The following is an 18,530-nucleotide window of genomic DNA, read 5'->3' as shown; positions in this document are numbered from 1 at the left end:
TGCGTGAAAAAGGAAGCGCGGCGACGCGAATGCGGCGCTCAGAGCGTCGTGTTCATGTATTCAAGGAATGCCTGAATGACGGCCTCGTTGCGTTTGAAAAACACCCATTGACCGACCCGTTTCGACGTGACGAGTCCAGCGCGCTGCAACGCGGCCAGGTGCGCCGACACGGTGGACTGTGACAGGCCGCAGCGCGCGTCGATCTTGCCCGCGCACACGCCGTGATCGAGCGGTAGCTCCTGATCGGCGAAATGCGCGTGCGGCTCGCGCAGCCAGCCGAGAATCTCCCGGCGGACCGGGTTGGCCAGCGCTTTGTGAATCGCGTCGAAATCGGGCGTCATAGGGATGGGTTCAGGTGATTCGACATCCGACACGCCTGACGGCGTGCGCGGAATGCATCGCTACAAGACGAATCATATATCGGAATTAGACGATATGTGTAAAGGCACTACTGCAAATGAGGGCGATAGGTGCGGACATCGTCGCGTCGCGTGTTGGATGAAAACTTCGGTGACAGAGTTTTCGATTGACTTTCGCGGTGAAGTCGATCGGCTAAAAAAGATGCGACGATTCGCATAACGTGAAGGTAAACCCTTGGGCACTCATACGTCGAGGTGGCTATGATGGTGATGTCCTATTTCAATGACGTTAACGATATGGTCGCTTCCGAAATTCGCGTCATCCTCGCTGATGACCACCCCATGATGCTGATCGGTATCGAGCACGAGTTCGCAGAGGTGAGCACGATTCGGTTGGTAGGGACAGCCAGGAACTCGACTGAACTGATCGCGCTTCTCAACAGCAAACAATGCGACGTCCTGGTATCCGATTACGCCATGCCTGCGGGCGACTACGGTGATGGACTCGCGCTGTTTTCGCTGATCAGGCGCCGGTATCCTGATATCAAGATCGTGGTTCTAACGATGCTGGATAACCCCGCCGTAGTACGTGCGCTCGTGATGCAAGGCGTAACGTGCATCGTGAGCAAGTCCGATGCTGCCACTCACCTTATCCCCGCCGTTCACGCCGTGCATCACGGCGGCAAATACTATTCGCCGACCATCAACGAGATCGTTCAGTCGATCGACTGGAACCGCCGTGGCAGGGGTTCCTCGAATGTCCTGAGCCAGCGTGAATCGGAAGTTGTGCGTCTGTTTGCGTCGGGCCTGACGGTAAACGAGATTGCGGAACATTTGAGTCGCAGCAAGAAGACCATCAGTACTCAGAAATCGAAGGCGATGGAAAAGCTCGGCATCGAGCGAGAAATCGATCTATTCCGATACGCGTTGGAAAATGGAATGGTGACTTCTTCGCAGAAAAATTCGGACAGTCCTCCCTCCACAGAATGAACATAGGAACCGATCCCGCGCTTTCAATGTAACGAGTCGCATCGGCCGTACGATGCTGGATGATTCCTTGCGTCCGTGATTTCGGTCCGCCATGCCATCACAGAGCACAGATTCGAGCAGGCATGAACGCGTGGTTCACACGCTCGGCGGCGACTCGCGCATTGATGAGCCGAGCACGCTGAATCGCTATCAGCGGACGCTCGTCATGGGGGCGGGCGTCGCGCTCTCGTTTGTTCTCGTGTTGTTAACCGGCGTGGTGCTGAAATCGACGGTCACCGACTACATCCAGGATCGCTATACCGATTTCACTCTCCGGCAGACTCGCCTGCAGCTGGAGTTTCTCGAGCGGGAAAGAACGCTGAGAGCCGCCATCCTCCATGAAGAATCGGCTTGGGGCAAGCGAGCACCGCCACCCGCTGCTCTCATCGACGAGTTTTCCACGCAGCATGGGCGAGCCGTTCTGCAGAGGCACAGGAATTTCGACGCGGTGATGATGCTTGGCGATGTTGGCCCCTCGCGGCCCGCATCGGATTTCGCGCCGTATCTGGCGCTCAGCGTTGATTTTGACTATCGTCTCGGCGCTTGGGCCAAGGTGCAGACCAATGCCGTATCGGGCTATTTCTATTCGCCCGACCGGCGCTTCGTCGGAATCGTTCCTGCTCCGGCATCCGGCGATGTGCTCAAGCGGAGCGGCGCGAAAGACGTCCACGAGCTTCTCGGTCGCATTGCACCGGACATTGGCGACCTGGCGGACCCAGCGGTAGTTGAGCGGTTGCGTGAGGACACGGGTGCGACCTGGTTCCCGCCAGCCACCGATCCGTTTAGCGGGCAACCCGCCATCCGTCTGGTCATGCCGGCCTTTAGCGAGGGAAAGATCTTCCTCGTCGCTGTCCGCAAGATTTACGTAGAGCCCCTGATCGAAAAGCTTACCGGCGGGCGCTACGATGAAGGATCGCTGCTGCTCGATTCCGCCGGTAACGTCATCCTCAGCACAGCCAAGCCGGGTACCGGCACCGCGCTGACACAACGGATTCTCGATTCCCGTCCGCAAGCGATGCAATCCGCCGAAGAGATTCATCGCTATCGAAATGGACTGTTCATCGCTAGTGCGGAGGTAACGAACTCCGGCTGGACGCTCGTTTATGCATTCACGTGGCGCACGATTTTGCGTGACATAGGGGCACGCCTCGCGGTCTACGTTGCAGCAATGCTACTGGTCGTCGGTTTCATGTGGTTGCTTTTGTTGATGCTCGACCACAAGCTGTTCAAGCCCGACTACGAACGTTCGCAGCGCGTATTCGAAAGCGAAGCGTTGAACCGCACGATGGTTGCCGCAGCACCGTCCGGATTCGCGCTGCTGTCCTTGGAGCAGGCCGACGTTTTGTTGCAAAGCAACCTGATGCGGACCTACGAATCGAACACGCATCCGGATGAACCAAGCTTGCACGCGCGCTTGGTCAGTCTCTATGACCGCAGCCCCGGCGCACCCGCGTGGCAGTCCGATCTGGAGATGCCGCTCAAACTCGCCGACGGCCGCGTGAACGATCTGCTGGTGAGCATGGTGCGCACCCGGTATCGCGGGAAAGACGTGCTGCTTTGCAGTTTTTCCGACATCACGACGCTGAAGAACACGGAGCGCAAGCTGGACGAGGCGCGTGCGGCAGCGGACGCCGCCAACCAGGCGAAATCGGCATTCCTCGCGATGATGAGCCACGAAATACGCACGCCACTGAATGCCATTCTCGGCAACCTCGAGTTGCTGGGACGTACGCCGTTGTCACCATCGCAGCAGGAGCGGCTCGGGGTTGTGACGTCGTCGTCCACTGCGCTGCTCGCGATCATCAACGACATTCTCGATTTTTCGAAGGTCGAGTCCGGGCAGATGACGCTCGAGTCGATCAGCTTCGATCTCGGTCAGGTGATTCGACAGGTGGGCGCGATGTTCGAACCGGTTGCGCATGCGAAGGGACTCGACTTCGACTGCATGATTGACGATGCGCTCGCGCCGCACTATCTGGGTGACCCAACCCGAGTCCGGCAGATTGCGGTCAATCTGGTCAGTAACGCGATCAAATTCACTGCCACGGGCGAGGTACTGCTCGAGGTTTATTTGAAGGACGACACGGCCGTCTATTCTCCAATCGTCATTGGCGTGAGCGACACCGGCATCGGCATGACGCCGCAGCAGCAGGAGACGCTATTTCATGCGTTCACACAGGCTGATTCTTCGATTGCCAGGCGCTATGGCGGAACAGGACTCGGACTCGCGCTCTGTCTGCGCCTGAGCGAATTGATGCATGGCACGATCCTCGTGAAGAGTGAGTTGGATGCCGGCAGCACCTTTGTCGTGACTTTGCCGCTTGCCGTGAGTACAGGCCCATCGGTCGGCGCCCCAGCAGATAGCAAAGCCGAATGGGAGTCCGCCGGGGTCGACGCACACGCCATTCACATCCTCGTGGTCGACGATCAGCTCGCCAACCGTGAACTGATCGTCGCGCAACTTGCTACGCTTGGGTATGAGGCCAATATGGCCGATAGTGGCGGGGCGGCATTGCGGCGCTTTAACGAGCGCCACTATGATCTCGTGATGACCGACATCAACATGCCGGGGATGGACGGATATGCGCTCGCGCGGTGCCTGCGCGACCAAAGCGCGACAGTGCCGATCATCGCGATCACTGCGCATGTGGCAGCAGAAGAGCGCGCGCGATGCACGAAAGCCGGGATCGACGAAGTCCTGCTCAAGCCGGTCCTGCTTGGCATCATGGATGCGACGGTGCGGCGGCTGGTCAGCGAGGCCGGCAAGCGCCCCGCCACTGATACCGCGGCCGGGCGCGACATCTCGCACGGGCCATTGCCCGAGGCTATCCATGCGGCGATGATCCAGGGGCTGCGGGAATCGCTCGAGGCGCTATCTGTCGCCCTTGACCTTGGCGATATGAAAGCGGTGCTCGCCCATCTTCATTCGGTGCGCGGCTCCTTCGCGATGATCCAGGAGGCCGAAGTGGCCAATGCGTGCGCTCGGATGGAAGAGCAAGCCAGGAATCGCGACGTTGCTGGCGTCAAGGACGGGCTCGATCGTTTCGAACCACTTGCTTATTCGACGCTCGCGCGGCGAGTGATGAACGCACGGTCAGAGGCGTGAGTTTTTTGCCGCTCGCCGACCGCGGTCGATTGCTCAATCGCTCAGCGCGTCCCGACGATCGCGCCGGCCGTTCGCCGACGCGTAATACCGCTCCAATGCGTCGGTCGAGCGCGCGCCCAGTGCGAGGATCTGCGCGAGCCAGTCGGTTTCCAATGGCCATTCACCGGCGATCACGCGTGGATAGATCTGCCGCGCATAGCGATGCAGCGCCTTCGCGCCGATGTTGCCGCTGACACCGAGCAGCGCGTGCAAGCTCACGTGCGTCGCCTTGATATCGACGGCCGCGCGGTTTGCCGCGAGCCGCGCAACGAGCGAACGAATCTGTTCGACGCCGTTCAGGAACGATTCGTCGAGCAGATCGAGCGAGACCAGTTCCTCGAGGTGCGGTTCGTCGAGCAGCTGTTCTTCGGCGAGTGTCGCGGACGCGGGTACGCTCGCAGCCGGCGTCAAAGCCACCGGGGTCGCCGCAAAATCCGTTTGCACTGTTGCGCCCGCGGTTTGCGCGATTCCGTGGGGCGCCTGCGCAAGCGGCACGCCGCGCGTGCCGCATTGCCGCGCAAGGCATGCATACAGCGAGCCGGCCTGCACGGGCTTGATCAACACCTCGTTCATGCCGGCCGCAAGGCAGGCCTGCACCGCTTCGGTGTCGGAATGACTGGTCAGCGCGATGATCGGCACCGTCGCATACGCATCGGTGCGCGCGCGGATCGACTTGGTCGTGTCGATGCCGCTCATGCCCGGCATGTTCATGTCCATCAGGATCGCATCGATAAAGCCGTCTTCGTGCAGCCTGGTCAGCACCGCCTGACCGTGATCGGCCTCGACGACGCTCGCGCCGCAGCGTTCCAGATACGCCTTCGCGACGAGCCGGCTGTAGGTGTCGTCGTCGGCGATCACGAACGTTCTGCCGGCGAAACCGTCGGGCGGTTCGCACGACTGATGCGTTGCGCCGTTTTCGAACAGGGCCTGCACCGCGGTAATCAGCTCCTGCACGCTCGAGGTCTTGCCGATGATGTCGTCCATGCCCGCGCGCCTGGCGCGCAGCCGTACCGCGTTGCCCGGCTCGGCGGTATAGGCGGCGATCAATACGTTGCGGTTCGGGCAATCGCGTGCGGCACGGATGCGCTCGGTGCTCGCGTAGCCGTCCATGCCGGGCATGCTGATGTCCATCAGCACGAGGTCGTACAGCGGCGCGCGCCGCAAGGTGGCGAGCGCGAGCTCGCCGCTCGATGCCTCCGTGACATAAGCGCCGGCCTTCGTCAGCACCCGACGGGTGCGGGCGCGCAGGGTGTCGTCGTCATCGACGACGAGCACGCGCCTGGCCTTGAACGCCGGCATCGCGCGTTCGAACAGACGCCGCTCATGCTCCGCGACCTCGTCGGCTGCCACCGGCGGAAAGCGCAGCGTGAACGCGGTGAACTTGCCGGGTTCCGATTCGCAGTCGATGCTGCCGCCGAACGCGCGCATCGCGCGCTGGCAGTAGGCGAGCCCGAGCCCGGTGCCGCCCGAGTTGCCGGCCGTGCGAAACGGCTCGAACAGATGCTGGAGGATCTCCGGCGCGATGCCCGGGCCGGTGTCGCGCACGATCACCGAGTCGTGGTCGACGGTCAAGGTCAGCGTCGCCTGCGGATGCGCGACGATGTGATGCAGCGCGTTCTTGATCAGGTTAAAGAGCGTGAACAGATAGACCGTCTCGTCGACCTTGAACACGAAGTCGCGCCTGACGACGAGGCTGACCTTCGCGCGTTCCTTGTCGTTATCGAAGCCGTATTCGGCGAGCGCCTTGCGCGTGGTCGCGGCCGCATGCAGGTAGCTGAGGCTGTCCGGGCGGATCGATTTCGCGCTGACTTCGTCGAGCGTCATCGCGATGATGCGCAGGCCGCGCTCGATCGACAATTGCCCCTGCGCGAGATGGTTGTACATCAGCGAGGCCGTGCCGTCCGTCAGCGTGGGCGCCGTGCCCGCTTCACTCGCCGCCGGCAGCGCTTCCTCGACGCGGTCGAGCACGTGCCGCAACTGGCTCAGCGGATTACGCATCTCGTGCGCAATGGAACCCGCGAGCGCCTGCAACGCACGGTTCTTTTCGACGAAGATGCGTCCCTTGCTGATCGCGTGACTGAACGCCATGCTGCACAGTACGACCACCGGCAGCAGCGCGAGATTGGACTTGTCCTGCGCACTGAGAACGACCGGCGTCGGCGCGCTCAGCACGCCTGCGAGCCCGCCGGAAAACACACCGATTCCGATGCAGGTCATCAGCAGCAGCGGGTTGTCGATACAGAGCGCCAGAATGAAGATCATCATGACCTCGGTCATCATCCACATCGTGGAGAAACCGTTTCTGACGGTCAGGAACGTGCAGACGAACGGCAGCACGTAGATCAGGCAGCAAAGCCAGTAGATCAGCAGCGCGGGGTTGTAGCGCCTGGGCCAGCGCGCATGGAACAGCAGCGGAACGCAGACGGCCGCCGCGCTGAGCCGCAGCAGCAGGTTATCGTAGGGCTGCGGAAGGATGTAGGTCCAGACGACGTAATAGATGGGGTGGCACAGGAGGCCGAGTGCGCCGCCCCATCGGATCGCGAACCTGCTTCTTTCCAGCATATCCCGCATGCTTTCGCGCGGTATCGCCATCAGGCCTCCGAGTACATTAGGACCCCATCATTTCATGCGAATTGCATTGTTCTGCTGCGACAGCTTCGGCGAGCGAATCGCCGTTCTTGCCGTGGAACGGTCCGACCGAAAAGCCGTACTTCTTCAGGAGACCATGAGTATAAGAGACTGACCACACGGGCGGACTGCCGATGATGAAATCGGATGCGATGCCTTCCTGCCACGCCGAATAACCTTCGGCGAAACAGGTATAGCAGTCGCGCGTGGACGGCAGCCTGAACGGGAACGCGGTGTCGAGTCCAGCCGGACCACGCGCAAAGCATTCAATATAGAGCGTCTGGCCGCGAGAAGCGAGTTCCGCTTCGACGCTTGCCGCGCGCGGATGCGAGTCGTCGATCCAGAATTGCGCGCGTTTGAGATCGGCGGCGCTCAGGTAGGGCACGCTCGTGCTGCTCGCGAGAATCGCGCCGTCGAAGTCCGGCAGCGGCGTGTCGGGGCTGAAGGTGTGGACCGACACTTTCGATTTGCCGAGCAGGTCCGACGCGAGGAGTTCCTTTGCCTGATCGATCAGCAGGTTGATCTTGTCCGGCAGATCGATCAGCACCAGTTCCTTGGGCGCATCCTTGTACAGCAGATACTTCGCGACAGTCGTGCCGAGCCGGCCGGCCGCGCCGAACAGCGCGAGCTTCGTGTTGCCGGGTTCGAGGTCGAGCTGTTCGCAGCAATGCATCGCCCAGTCCTTCAGCATCGCCGCGGTCGCCGCGTGCCCGGTGGTAATGTGCGGCGGCTTGACCGGCCGCGGCAGTGCGCCGTAGTTGCACGCATATGGCGTCGACGCGCCCATCGCGACCATGTTCAAGCCCGCCTTTCTGGCGAGTTCCAGCGCCGGAAAGAATTGCGTTTCCCGAAAACGCTTGATGCCGCGCGGGCTGCCGAGCCACATTTCCAGCGGCACCGGGCAGGCGATATTCGCGCCGATCACCTGCGAGCCTGAATAGATCGGCGATGCGATGAAAGGCTTGGTGTTCCACAACTCCTGTTCGAACGATTCGCTTCGTTTGCGTACGTTATGAAAAGAAAATGAAAGAGTTTCCCAGTCGGTCGCGTGAAACAGAAAACCGACTCCCCCTTGACGGGCCGGCAGGCTATCGCGGATCTGCTCCGGGCAAATTTCGTGTTTGAGCTCGAGCGGTGCACTATTCCGATGCAAAAGAAGTCCGGTCGGCTCGTCTGAAGTGGTTGACACGTCTTTAAGGAGAGCGTTTTTCATTGGTTTTTCCTTGGTTCTGAATAGACGCTGGAAAAGTCAGCGCGCGGCGTGGCCGGCCGGTTTGACCGGCAACCTGCCAACTCTAGAGAAATCCGCGCCTGTGTGCCCGTCTGTTCGTGCACACAGCATTGAAGAGCGGATGAGTAAGAACTGCCCGCCGGGTGGGGATCGGCTTTGCGCGAACTTCTCAAAGGAATGGCGGCAGGACTTTCGGTGCATGACGGCGCGTCGTGCGCCGTCATCGAATGGCAACAAAGGCCGTTCGGCGGTCTTTTATCGGATATCGGGCGAACTGCAGGTTAGCGTGTGATGCTATAGCCGATTCGCGCCATCCAGCGGTGCTGGTTGTAGTCGAGAATGTCCTCCCCATAACCGGAAAAGAAGCCGAGCCACAGGTACCCGCCCCAGCGGCTATTGATCAGCTTCGCCAATGGATAGGTAAACTGCGTATCGATGCTGCCTTTGCCGCCCCGCGTTCCTTTGCGCAGTGTCGTATCCAATTGCCAGCCGTCGTGACTGCCGTATATGAGCCGCAAGTCCACATAACCGCGATACTGGGTGATGTCGTGGTTTTCGCCGGCGATGTGCGCATAGTAATAAATCTTCGGCGCGACGGTCAGATGGTAGCCGTTGAGGTCACCGAAATCCCAGATCGGCTTGACGAACAGAATGTCGATGCCGCGCGACTCGGGACCGTCGCGTCCATTGGATTCGTGTTCGTAGCCGGCCATCATGCCCATCCTGCTCCACCACTTGCTCTTCCAGCCGGTGTCTTCGAGGTAGTAGAAGAGCGACGGCTTATAGCTCGTGTCGCGAAATGGTGACGAGTACTCGCGGATATCCCACAGCGAGGTTTGCGTATAGGCGAAATACAGGTTGTCCACCAAACCACGCGAGCGCGGATCGTCTGGAATGACGAGGCGGAACTTGAAGCTCAGCTGAAATTTCGCGAGGTTGTCGCCATTCGAGCCATCGGCGAAATACGTCGGTTCGTAGGCTGAGAAGCGGCTCAGGAAAGTGTTGATTTGCGGCACCGGCGCATCCGGTCGCGACGGTGCGGGCGACGACGCGATCGGGCTCGTCGACGATGGTTCGCCGCTTGCCGTGCCCGCCGCCGTTGCCGGATGTGTAGCGTCGGCCGACGCGAGCGCCGCGTCTTTACCGGCGTGCGGCGGACGCGTCAGCAGCACGTATGACGGCGACACGTCGAGTTCCGGCACGTCGATCTGCATTGCGCCGCGCGCCCATTCGGGCCACGTGCCGGTATAGCGGATCGCCTTCAGCTCGCCGGCGGCGAGCTTCAGATGATCGGGCGCGCCGCTTTCGCGCGTGAGCGCCAACCGGTGCGGTATCACGTCGGTATTGCTGATCGCGATGTTCAATAGCACCGGCACGTCGACTTCCGTGCCGCCGGGCTGATCGCCGGCATAGACGATCGTCACTTCGAGCGGATTGCTCGATAGCGCCTCGCGCGGCGGACGCAAGACGGAAACGCCAGCGACGCTATACGGGCAGTAGCTGGCGAGCATCAGTGCGCTGATGCAAATCGATAACCGGGGGAGTAGCTTCGGAAACGCGCTATAAAGCGGATTTGAAGATAATCGGGAAACGTCCGAGCGGCGGCTGCGCACGGCGCACTGGCGGTTCTTCACGCGAGACATCAATCGATTCTGCACACGGAGCTCCTATCGGTCTACGAGTTCAGGTCGCAATGAAACGATCGCGTTAAAGCGCGCAACTGAGTAGAAAATCAGGACCGGCGTGTTTCATTGGGAAACGGCGAGGCATGCCGGTTCCCGCTATCCGGCATTCGCCCATTCTGCCAGTGCGATTACCTCTTGCGTGAGTGGAAAAAGGAATCAACAGCGCTGTCTGAGCAAATAGCGGCGCGAAGTATTGGAACTGCACGGCTTTCGTTGCATTTGCGCAACGAAGATTTAAAGATTAAAGCGCGCGTCAATCGCGACCTGAATTGCGCATCAATTGGCGATTCGCTTTTGCGTCGATTCGTTGCGCGGCCAATGGGACGGCTGAATGCTTTCTTCAATAAGCGAATTTGCGGTATTGCTCCGGCGCGGCCGCATTGTCGAGTTCGCTCACGCGCGGCATATGGCGCAGCAGGCGCTTCGCGCGTGGCGCCAATTGCTGATAGACGGCGTCGGGTACGTCGATGTGCACTTCCGGTCTGAAGTACCAGCTGCGGCTATAGCCGATCACGACCATCGGACGCGGCAGCTCGGTGCGATTCGGCGTGCCGCGATGGAGCGCGCGCACATCGCGAATCATCACGTCGCCGAGTTCCATCGTGATCGCATGCAACGGCAGACGGCCGTCGCGCCATGCGTTCAGCGCGTCTTCGGCGCGCATCCGGTGGGTGCCGAGCGTCGTTTCGAATGGGCCGTTCTCGAGCGTGACGTCGCATAACGGGAAGTTGACCGCGAGCTGAAACGACGGGGTTTCGGCTTCGCCGTCGAACAGCGCGGGGGTGTCGCGATGAATGTCCTGATACGTTGAGCCGTTCAATGGCGTGTCGGTGGCGAGTTGGCACATCACGGGGTCGTCGCCGGCCACGCGCTCGACGATGCCGAGCACGTCCGGATCGCAGAAGATCGACGGGTCGGCGAATACGCCAGTGAACGGCAGCGTGATGTAGTGCCGGTTTTCGCCGCGCACGGCGGTCGCCTGCGCGGCGATCTGCTGTTGCAGCAACGGCGCGAACGCGTCGCGCCAGGCGAGCAGCGTCGCCTGCGGGAAATGCTTGCGCAGAACGACCATGCCGTCGCGTTCGAATGTCGCTGCATAGTCGTCGAGTTGTTCGGTCGAGAAGCCACCCACGGTTGTCTCCTTTGTCGAATCGTTGCGTTGCGGTTGCCTGGCGATGCGTCGGATACGGGCGATATGCGGCTCATTGCATCGGCGAGACGAGCAGCGACACCGGCACGCCATGACAATCGACCTCCGCGAGGACCGTCGCGCCGAGCTCGGTGCCCACCCTGATGCGCGCGTCGGACGGACGCACGCCACGCTCGATGTGCAGAATGTTCAGTGGCCAGGACGGCCGCGTCAAGCGCTCGTGCGCAAACGCGCCGAGCCACAGCGGTGCCGTGGCGCTGCCGTTGTCGACCGCGAAGCCGCTCGGCCAGAAGCGCAGCACGTCGCGTTCCTCGCGCGATTGGCCCGGCCGCATGAACACCAGCGACGACGGCACGCCGTTGTTCAGCTTCGGCAGCACCGGCAGCGACACGGCCGCGACGTCGGGCGTGGCGAGCGACAGCAGGCTGTGCGGGGACAGGTCGGTGCCCTCGACCCAGCCTTGCGCGCGCAATTGCTCCCGTATCGATGCGGGCTCCGACACCCATTGCAGCGTCAAAGGCTCCTTGCGATCGCCGCCCATGTCCGAGCGAAAGCACGGCAGGCGTTTCCACCCGGAGAGCTTCCACTGCGTTTGCGTGAGCTGCACGGGCGGCGGTTGCGGCGCGCTGTCCGGCGGCGTCGGCATCGCGACGCCGAGCTGCAGGCCGACGCTGAGCGCCACGACCGCGAGCACCACGAGCGGCATGAAACGGCGTTGCGGCGGCGGCTGCGGATGCCGCCAGATCGCCGTCAGCGCGATCAGCGAGACCCACACAGCGGCGAGCGCGGCGCCGCCGATCGCGTCGGACACCCAGTAGCGGCCGAAGTAGACGCCCGCGAGCGCGACCACGATCACGACGATGATGCTCGCCCCTGCAACCAGCACGCCTTCGAGCTTGCCGACCCGGCGCGCGAGCAGAAACGCGAGAAAGGCATAGACGATTACCGCCGCGGCGACATGATTGCTCGGGAACACGAAGTGGCTCGTCATCAGTTCATTGGGCGGGGCCCGGCGCATCGCGAATTGCAGGCCGAGAATCAGCAGTTGCGAAAACCCGACCGCCGCGAGCCAGTAGGTGATCGTGCGCCAGCGCCGCTCCCACGCCATCCACACGGCGACCATGACGATCAGCGCGAGCAGCGTGATCCCGCTGCCGAGCGTCGCGAGGGCCGCGAGCAGCGTGTCGCCCCATGGCGTGCGCACGGATTGCAGGAAGTGATAGACGGACAGGTCGATGGTGGTCAGCGGATCGCCGCTGACCACATCTTCGAGGACCCCGAAAAACAGCGCGCCGGCCATCAGCACGATCAGCGACGTCACGAGCAGATGGGTCGCATCGGGTGTTTCGGGGTCGAGCATGCGGCGCGCGACACGCCCGAGCGGCCCCCGATGGCGGCATGCCCAGCGGCCGAGATGACGGCCCGCCGCGCTCGACCACGCATTCGCGTGCGACACCAGAAACCCCGCGCCGCGAAAGCTGAGCCACACGATGCACACCAGCATCGCGAGGATCACGACGAGCCGGAACGACACCGCGCCCGCGAGCAGCACCGACGCGCCGAACGCGACGCCGGGCAGGATGTGCGCGGGCGCCCACAGCAACGCGGAGAGCAGGTTGATCGCGAAGAAGCGCAGCGGCCGCATGCCCATCATGCCGGCGACGACCGGCACGATCGCCCGCAAAGGACCGATGAAGCGGGCGAGCACGACGCTCTTCGCGCCGTGCTTTAGAAAGAAGCGCTGACCCGCGTCGAGCATGCCCGGATGCGTGCGAAGCGGCCAGAGAATGACGATGCGCTCCTTGTAGCGATCACCGAGCCAGAAGCTGGCGCCATCGCCGGCGACCGCCCCGACGATTGCCCACACGAAGACCCAGGCAAGGCTCAGCGCGCCAGTGCCCGTCAGGGCGCCGGCGAGGAACATCGCGGTGCTGCCGGGAATGAAGGTGCCGATGACCGCGATCGCTTCGAGAAAAGCGGCGAGGAACACGACCGCGAGCATCCACGTCGCGTGGCCGGCGAGCAGATGCAAAAGTTGGATGTAGGCGTGCTCCATCGTGCACGATCGGCCGTTCGGGCGTAACGACCGATCATAACGCGCACGGACACGCCGTGGGCGCGGGCGGAAGCGGCGTTGCTGCATCGGTCGGGCGATCGGCTCAGAATAGATGCCGTGGCTCGACGGATCGATGTGCTTTGGGGGTGGTTATGAAGACAGCAACAGGTGGGATCGTGCGGTTGGCGTTGCTTGCGGCACTGTTGGCGGTTGGAGCGGTGGGAGTGGTACAAGCCCAGCAACTGGGCAATTCTGGCAGTAGCCGGAACGGAACCAACGCGGGCACTGGCGCGGGCACCGGCAGCGCGGCTGTCGGCGGCGCGATGGGCATCGGTACCGGCGTCAGTCCCAGTGCCATGCCGGGGCCAGGCATGTCGGCGGGTGGCGCGTATGGCCTCGGCTCCGGTGGCGCGACCGGCTCGGGTGCCGCGCTCAACAACATGCGCGCGAACGGCACGGCGCTCTACATGAATCCCGACCCGCGCGCGCCGAACGTGACCGGCCGCGCAGCGCCGCCGCGCTAGTGCGGCGCTATAGAATGCAGGTCCGTCCGACAAAGGGGAAGCGAATGGCACACGGCGAGCACAAGTACCACGTATCGGTGCAATGGACCGGCAACCGCGGCACCGGCACGTCCGGCTATCGCGACTACGACCGCGATCACGTGATTTCTTCTGACGGCAAGCCCGACATTCCAGGCTCGTCCGATCCGGCGTTTCGCGGCGACGCGACGCGCTGGAACCCCGAAGACCTGCTGGTCGCGTCCGCGAGCGCGTGTCACAAGCTGTGGTATTTGCATCTGTGCTGTGACGCGGGCATCGTCGTGCTCGACTATTTCGACGACGCCGAAGGCACGATGCTCGATACCGCGCAGGAAGGTCGCTTCTCGCAGATCGTGCTGCGCCCGCGGGTAACGATCCGCGCGGGCGGCGATGTCGACCTGGCCACGCATCTGCATCACGTCGCGCATCAGAAGTGCTACGTCGCGAACTCGGTCAACTTTCCGATTCTCTGCGAGCCGGTGGTGGAGACGGACGCAAGGTAACGCACAACCGGCGGCGCGAAGCGGGCGAGGCGCGCGGCGCGCGGGCGCCGGTTAGACGCCGGTCATCCGCTCGCTAGCGCTCAACGATTGCCGTCGAGCAGATCGCCAAGTAGTTCGTCGAATGCGGCCTGCGCGTCTTCGAGCTCCTGCAGCGCGGCGTCGAAAGTCTGCAACGCGAATTGCGAGGGTTTGCCGCTGCCGGCCGGCGGGAATTGCGATTGCAGCGACGCGAAGGCCGTCTGTACGCGCCTCGTCGCGCTCAACACGCGTTCCATTGCGGCGGTTTCTTCGGCTCGCGCCTTGTCGTGATCCATGAGAACTCCGTGGTCGTCGGATTGCGTCAAAACGGCTCGCGCCGCTTCAAAAAAGGACTAAAAGGCGTGACTATGCCACGTTCGCGCTCAGGTCAGCGGCAGACCGCCATACGCTTTCACTTCGCGCAACGATAAGGCCGATTCCACCGACGTCACGCCCGGCAGGCCGCGCAGCTCGTCGCGCATGAACGTGCCGTAGTCGTCGAGGTCGCGCGCGACGATCTGCAGGATGTAGTCGGCGCTGCCCGACACGTTGTGGCACGACAGGATGCGCGGGATCGCCTGCACCTCGCGCTCGAAGCGGGTCGCCACCACGCGGTCGTGCACCGCGAAGCGCACGTGCACGAATGCGATCACGCCCAGACCCAGCGCGGCGCGCGACAGCACCGCGCGATAGCGGTCGATATACCCGTCGTTCTCCAGGCGTTTCAGGCGCCGTGCGCACGGCGTTTCGCTGAGGCCGACCGTGTCGGCGAGACGCGCATTCGACATGCGGCCGTCGTTTTGCAGCGCGGCGAGAATCGCGCGGTCGGTTTTGTCGAGATCGGCGGCGGACATAGTGGGAGGGTGGTTGTTGCCGGTTGGTGGAAAACGCCAAGAGATAGCTAGATATTAGCGCATTGCGCTATTGGTGGACGCGGTGGAACGGAAAATCGCCAGCAAACCCTCGGCATCCGAGAGCAACATGGAGGCTCGAACAACAAGGATGCTCCGATGATTTCCGCTCATCTGCTGGCCGTCTACGTGGCTGCCTTGATCGTCGTTTATGCGGTGCCTGGGCCGGACATGGCGCTGATTCTGCAAACCAGCATTGCGCGCGGTGTGCGCAGCGGCTTCGCGGCCGCCGCGGGGCTCGGCGTGTCGCGCGCGACGCACGTGACGCTGTCGGCATGCGGGATGGCCGCGCTGCTGCGCAACGCGCCGTGGCTGTACGACGCGGTGCGCTATGCCGGCGCGGTCTATCTCGCGTGGGTGGGGATTCAGATTTTCCGCTCACCCGGGTTCGCGTTGCCCGCCGGTTCACGCGGCAGGCAAGCGGCCGAGGCGCCGCGAGTGGAACCCACTGCATCGAGCGACGCGCGCAGTGCGGCGCGACCGTTGCGGACCGCGTTCGTCAAAGGTCTGCTGACCAATCTGCTCAACCCGAAGGCGCTACTGTTCTGCTCGGTGCTGTTGCCGCAATTCGTGCGGCCGGAAGCGGGCCCGGTGATGTGGCAGATGGTCGAGCTCGGCGTCGTGCTGCTGGCGATCGGCGCCTGCTTCGACGCGTTGTATGCGATCGGCGCCGCGCGCATCGCCAACTGGATGCGCGCTCATCCGTTGGCGCAGACGATCCAGCGGTGGACCTTTTCGGCTGCGTTGATCGGCTTCGCGCTGCGCCTTTCGCTGGATTGAGACTCGGGATTCACGCAAGCGGGCGACCGGCGCCCTATGGCTGTTGCGGCCAGCCGCGGCAAGCCTCGCGCTGACGCTGGCTGGCATCGCGGTGATCGGCTTCCAGCCGCGCCTCGCCGCGCGATCGACGACCCGCCCGCTCCCCTTTACTGCTGCATCCCGCCCAGATAGTCGAGCTTGCCGAGCTCCACACCGTTATGACGCAGGATGTCGTACGCGGTCGTCACGTGGAAAAAGAAGTTCGGCAGCACGAAACCGAACAGATACGACGCTCCCGTGAATTCGACCGAGCCCTGTCGCAATTTCAGCGTGACCGTGCGGCCTTCCGAGCCGTCGATCTGGGCCGCGTTGAATTCCTTCAGGTAATCGATCGTCTTCTGGATACGGGCCCGCAGTTCGTCGAAACTCTGCTCGACATCCTCGAACTTCGGCGGCTCGACGCCGGCCAGGCGCGCCGCGCATCCCTTCGCGGTGTCGCTCGCGATATACACCTGGCGCACCAGCGGCAGCATGTCTGGCGCGAGCCGGGCATTCGTGAACACCGCCGGCTCGATCTGCTTCGCGGCAGCGTGCGCCTCGGCTTTGCCCAGGATAGCCTGCAGGTTCGTGAGACCGCGAATCAGCACAGGCAGGGATGCTTGATACATCGAAATTGACATGGGTTCCTCTGATTTCTCGATCGTGCGCGCAGACGGCGCGCGCGGCAATGAAACGGCGGGAATGCCGCTTCAGCATCATAGCGTGTCGCATCCACGCCGCGCATCGGCCGTTCGGACGACTGCCGCTCGCGCCGGAACTGTGTTCGAATGCCTTGGTCGGACGGTGGGACGAAGTTCTTGAACAACCCCTGCCGCGTATCGCCAAACGATGCGCCCCACGCAGGCGCGTGGCGTGCTTGCCCGGCGCCACGCTAACAGGAGAGTCGACACTATGGTTACCAAGCATGCATTGCCGGGCAGCGAGCGGAAGGTCGAGCAGGGCACGAAGGTCATCGGGCAATGCGATCCGGCCGAGCGGATCGACGTCTTCGTGATGCTGCGCCGCCAGCAGCAGGCGCAGTTCGATGCATTGATGAAACGCATCGAGGCCGGCGACGCTAGCGTGAAGCCGCTGTCGCGCGAGGCGCTCGCGAAAGACTACGGCGCAGCGCCCGAGGACATCGCGAAGGTCCGCGCGTTCGCGGCCGCGCACGGACTCACCGTCGCGCGCGAAGATCCTGCGGCGCGCTCGGTGCTGTTAAGCGGCACGATCGCGCAATTCCAGAGCGCGTTCGAGGTCAAGCTCGAGCGCTACCAGCACCACGCGGCCGGCCAGTTCCGTGGCCGCAGCGGCACGATCAGCGTGCCGGACGATCTGCATGGCGTCGTCGAAGCGGTGCTCGGGCTCGACAACCGGCCGCAGGCGCGGCCGCACTTTCGCATCCGCCCGCCGTTCGTGCCGGCGCGCGCTCAGCAGGAGTCGTACACGCCGCCGCAACTCGCGTCGCTGTACCAGTTTCCGCAAGGTGACGGCGGCGGCCAATGCGTCGGCATCATCGAGCTCGGCGGCGGCTACAACACGTCCGACCTGAAGACCTATTTCTCGAACCTCGGCGTGAGCGAGCCGACCGTGACCTCGGTCGGTGTCGATCAGGCCGGCAACAAGCCGAGCGGCGACCCGAACGGGCCGGACGGCGAGGTCACGCTCGACATCGAGATCGTCGGTGCGATCGTGCCGCGCGCGACCATCGCCGTGTACTTCACGCAGAACAGCGACGCCGGCTTCATCGACGCGGTGAGCCGCGCGGTGCACGACACGACCCACAAGCCGTCGGTGATCTCGATCAGCTGGGGCGCGCCGGAATCGGTCTGGACCAGCCAGTCGATGCAGGCGCTCAACAGCGTGCTGCAGTCCGCGGCGGCGCTCGGCGTGACGATCTGCGCGGCTTCGGGCGACAGCGGGTCGAGCGACGGCTCGAGCGGCGGCGACGAGGTCGACTTCCCGGCGTCGAGTCCGTACGTGCTCGCCTGCGGCGGGACGCACCTGAGCGCGTCGGCTTCGGCGATCACGCGCGAGGTCGTGTGGAACGACGGCCAACTGGGCGGTGCGAGCGGCGGCGGAGTCAGCACCGCGTTTGCGGTACCCGCGTGGCAGCAGGGTTTGTCGGCCACGTCGGCGAGCGGCGGCAGCCAGCCGCTCCGCGGGCGCGGCGTGCCGGATGTCGCGGGCGACGCATCGCCATTGACCGGCTACGAGGTGTTGGTCGACGGTGCGCAAACGGTGGTGGGGGGCACCAGCGCGGTCGCGCCGCTGTGGGCGGCGCTGATCGCGCGCATCAACGCGGCGAAGGGACAGCCGGCCGGTTTCGTCAACCCGAAGCTGTACAAGGCGCCGGGCGTGTGCAACGACATTACGCAGGGCAACAACGGCAGCTTCGCGGCGTCGAAGGGGTGGGACGCCTGCACGGGACTGGGCAGTCCCAATGGCGAGAAGGTGGCCGGCGCACTATAGTCT

General features: G+C 63.3%; 15 protein-coding genes. 6 read left to right on the top strand and 9 right to left on the bottom strand.

All coding sequences use genetic code 11. From position 1 onward, the window contains the following. Positions 1 to 38: 38 nt before the first annotated feature. Entirely contained in the window at positions 39 to 341 is a 303-nt protein-coding gene (locus tag BJG93_RS24695) for an ArsR/SmtB family transcription factor (protein WP_027193968.1), read from the bottom strand. Between the two features lie 288 nt (positions 342 to 629). On the opposite strand from BJG93_RS24695, the gene BJG93_RS24690 reads away from it, so the two are divergent. Then, positions 630 to 1,349: a response regulator transcription factor gene (locus BJG93_RS24690; protein WP_027193967.1), complete on the top strand. Its 720-nt coding sequence runs from the start codon at positions 630 to 632 to the stop codon at positions 1,347 to 1,349. A 130-nt stretch (positions 1,350 to 1,479) separates the two neighbouring features. Continuing rightward, the gene (locus BJG93_RS24685; protein ID WP_027193966.1) at positions 1,480 to 4,494 is read left to right on the top strand and encodes a response regulator; all 3,015 of its coding nucleotides are present in this window, start codon (positions 1,480 to 1,482) and stop codon (positions 4,492 to 4,494) included. Between the two features lie 33 nt (positions 4,495 to 4,527). On the opposite strand, the gene BJG93_RS24680 is transcribed toward BJG93_RS24685, so the two are convergent. From BJG93_RS24680 to BJG93_RS24660, 5 genes are all read right to left on the bottom strand, one after another. Beyond that, positions 4,528 to 7,125 (bottom strand): response regulator, encoded by a 2,598-nt coding sequence (locus tag BJG93_RS24680; protein ID WP_027193965.1) that lies wholly within the window; start codon positions 7,123 to 7,125, stop codon positions 4,528 to 4,530. A 16-nt stretch (positions 7,126 to 7,141) separates the two neighbouring features. Next, on the bottom strand, positions 7,142 to 8,374 hold the full coding sequence (locus BJG93_RS24675) for a hypothetical protein (RefSeq protein ID WP_051374140.1): 1,233 nt from the start codon (positions 8,372 to 8,374) through the stop codon (positions 7,142 to 7,144). A gap of 299 nt (positions 8,375 to 8,673) precedes the next feature. After that, entirely contained in the window at positions 8,674 to 9,903 is a 1,230-nt protein-coding gene (locus BJG93_RS24670; RefSeq protein WP_027193963.1) for a phospholipase A, read from the bottom strand. A gap of 514 nt (positions 9,904 to 10,417) precedes the next feature. Next, entirely contained in the window at positions 10,418 to 11,209 is a 792-nt protein-coding gene (locus tag BJG93_RS24665) for a phytanoyl-CoA dioxygenase family protein (RefSeq protein WP_027193962.1), read from the bottom strand. Positions 11,210 to 11,279: 70 nt separating this feature from the next. Beyond that, on the bottom strand, positions 11,280 to 13,283 hold the full coding sequence (locus BJG93_RS24660) for a bifunctional DedA family/phosphatase PAP2 family protein (protein ID WP_027193961.1): 2,004 nt from the start codon (positions 13,281 to 13,283) through the stop codon (positions 11,280 to 11,282). Between the two features lie 224 nt (positions 13,284 to 13,507). On the opposite strand from BJG93_RS24660, the gene BJG93_RS24655 reads away from it, so the two are divergent. After that, complete coding sequence (locus tag BJG93_RS24655; RefSeq protein WP_231337512.1) at positions 13,508 to 13,807, top strand: hypothetical protein; 300 nt, start codon at positions 13,508 to 13,510, stop codon at positions 13,805 to 13,807. A 44-nt stretch (positions 13,808 to 13,851) separates the two neighbouring features. Continuing rightward, the gene (locus BJG93_RS24650; RefSeq protein ID WP_027193959.1) at positions 13,852 to 14,328 is read left to right on the top strand and encodes an OsmC family protein; all 477 of its coding nucleotides are present in this window, start codon (positions 13,852 to 13,854) and stop codon (positions 14,326 to 14,328) included. 80 nt (positions 14,329 to 14,408) lie between these two features. On the opposite strand, the gene BJG93_RS24645 is transcribed toward BJG93_RS24650, so the two are convergent. Then, complete coding sequence (locus tag BJG93_RS24645) at positions 14,409 to 14,642, bottom strand: hypothetical protein (RefSeq protein ID WP_027193958.1); 234 nt, start codon at positions 14,640 to 14,642, stop codon at positions 14,409 to 14,411. 87 nt (positions 14,643 to 14,729) lie between these two features. After that, positions 14,730 to 15,200 (bottom strand): Lrp/AsnC family transcriptional regulator, encoded by a 471-nt coding sequence (locus tag BJG93_RS24640; RefSeq protein WP_027193957.1) that lies wholly within the window; start codon positions 15,198 to 15,200, stop codon positions 14,730 to 14,732. Positions 15,201 to 15,356: 156 nt separating this feature from the next. On the opposite strand from BJG93_RS24640, the gene BJG93_RS24635 reads away from it, so the two are divergent. Continuing rightward, positions 15,357 to 16,037 (top strand): LysE family translocator, encoded by a 681-nt coding sequence (locus BJG93_RS24635; RefSeq protein WP_027193956.1) that lies wholly within the window; start codon positions 15,357 to 15,359, stop codon positions 16,035 to 16,037. 146 nt (positions 16,038 to 16,183) lie between these two features. Here BJG93_RS24635 and BJG93_RS24630 read toward each other — a convergent pair whose 3' ends face one another. Beyond that, the gene (locus tag BJG93_RS24630) at positions 16,184 to 16,696 is read right to left on the bottom strand and encodes a DUF1993 domain-containing protein (protein ID WP_027193955.1); all 513 of its coding nucleotides are present in this window, start codon (positions 16,694 to 16,696) and stop codon (positions 16,184 to 16,186) included. A 271-nt stretch (positions 16,697 to 16,967) separates the two neighbouring features. On the opposite strand from BJG93_RS24630, the gene BJG93_RS24625 reads away from it, so the two are divergent. Next, positions 16,968 to 18,527 (top strand): S53 family peptidase, encoded by a 1,560-nt coding sequence (locus BJG93_RS24625; protein WP_027193954.1) that lies wholly within the window; start codon positions 16,968 to 16,970, stop codon positions 18,525 to 18,527. The last annotated feature ends 3 nt before the right edge of the window (positions 18,528 to 18,530 follow it).

This window comes from Paraburkholderia sprentiae WSM5005, assembly GCF_001865575.2.
GTDB classification, from domain to species: Bacteria; Pseudomonadota; Gammaproteobacteria; order Burkholderiales; family Burkholderiaceae; genus Paraburkholderia; species Paraburkholderia sprentiae.
This window is presented reverse-complemented; position numbering and strand designations above follow the sequence as displayed.

Excerpts from the sequence above, each read along its gene's own strand:
- BJG93_RS24635 (WP_027193956.1), top strand. The coding sequence starts at position 15,357 with ATGATTTCCGCTCATCTGCTGGCCGTCTACGTGGCTGCCTTGATCGTC.
- BJG93_RS24675 (WP_051374140.1), bottom strand. The coding sequence starts at position 8,374 with ATGAAAAACGCTCTCCTTAAAGACGTGTCAACCACTTCAGACGAGCCG.
- BJG93_RS24645 (WP_027193958.1), bottom strand. The coding sequence starts at position 14,642 with ATGGATCACGACAAGGCGCGAGCCGAAGAAACCGCCGCAATGGAACGC.
- BJG93_RS24640 (WP_027193957.1), bottom strand. The coding sequence starts at position 15,200 with ATGTCCGCCGCCGATCTCGACAAAACCGACCGCGCGATTCTCGCCGCG.
- BJG93_RS24690 (WP_027193967.1), top strand. The coding sequence starts at position 630 with ATGTCCTATTTCAATGACGTTAACGATATGGTCGCTTCCGAAATTCGC.
- BJG93_RS24625 (WP_027193954.1), top strand. The coding sequence starts at position 16,968 with ATGGTTACCAAGCATGCATTGCCGGGCAGCGAGCGGAAGGTCGAGCAG.
- BJG93_RS24670 (WP_027193963.1), bottom strand. The coding sequence starts at position 9,903 with ATGCTCGCCAGCTACTGCCCGTATAGCGTCGCTGGCGTTTCCGTCTTG.
- BJG93_RS24695 (WP_027193968.1), bottom strand. The coding sequence starts at position 341 with ATGACGCCCGATTTCGACGCGATTCACAAAGCGCTGGCCAACCCGGTC.
- BJG93_RS24680 (WP_027193965.1), bottom strand. The coding sequence starts at position 7,125 with ATGGCGATACCGCGCGAAAGCATGCGGGATATGCTGGAAAGAAGCAGG.
- BJG93_RS24630 (WP_027193955.1), bottom strand. The coding sequence starts at position 16,696 with ATGTCAATTTCGATGTATCAAGCATCCCTGCCTGTGCTGATTCGCGGT.
- BJG93_RS24660 (WP_027193961.1), bottom strand. The coding sequence starts at position 13,283 with ATGGAGCACGCCTACATCCAACTTTTGCATCTGCTCGCCGGCCACGCG.
- BJG93_RS24650 (WP_027193959.1), top strand. The coding sequence starts at position 13,852 with ATGGCACACGGCGAGCACAAGTACCACGTATCGGTGCAATGGACCGGC.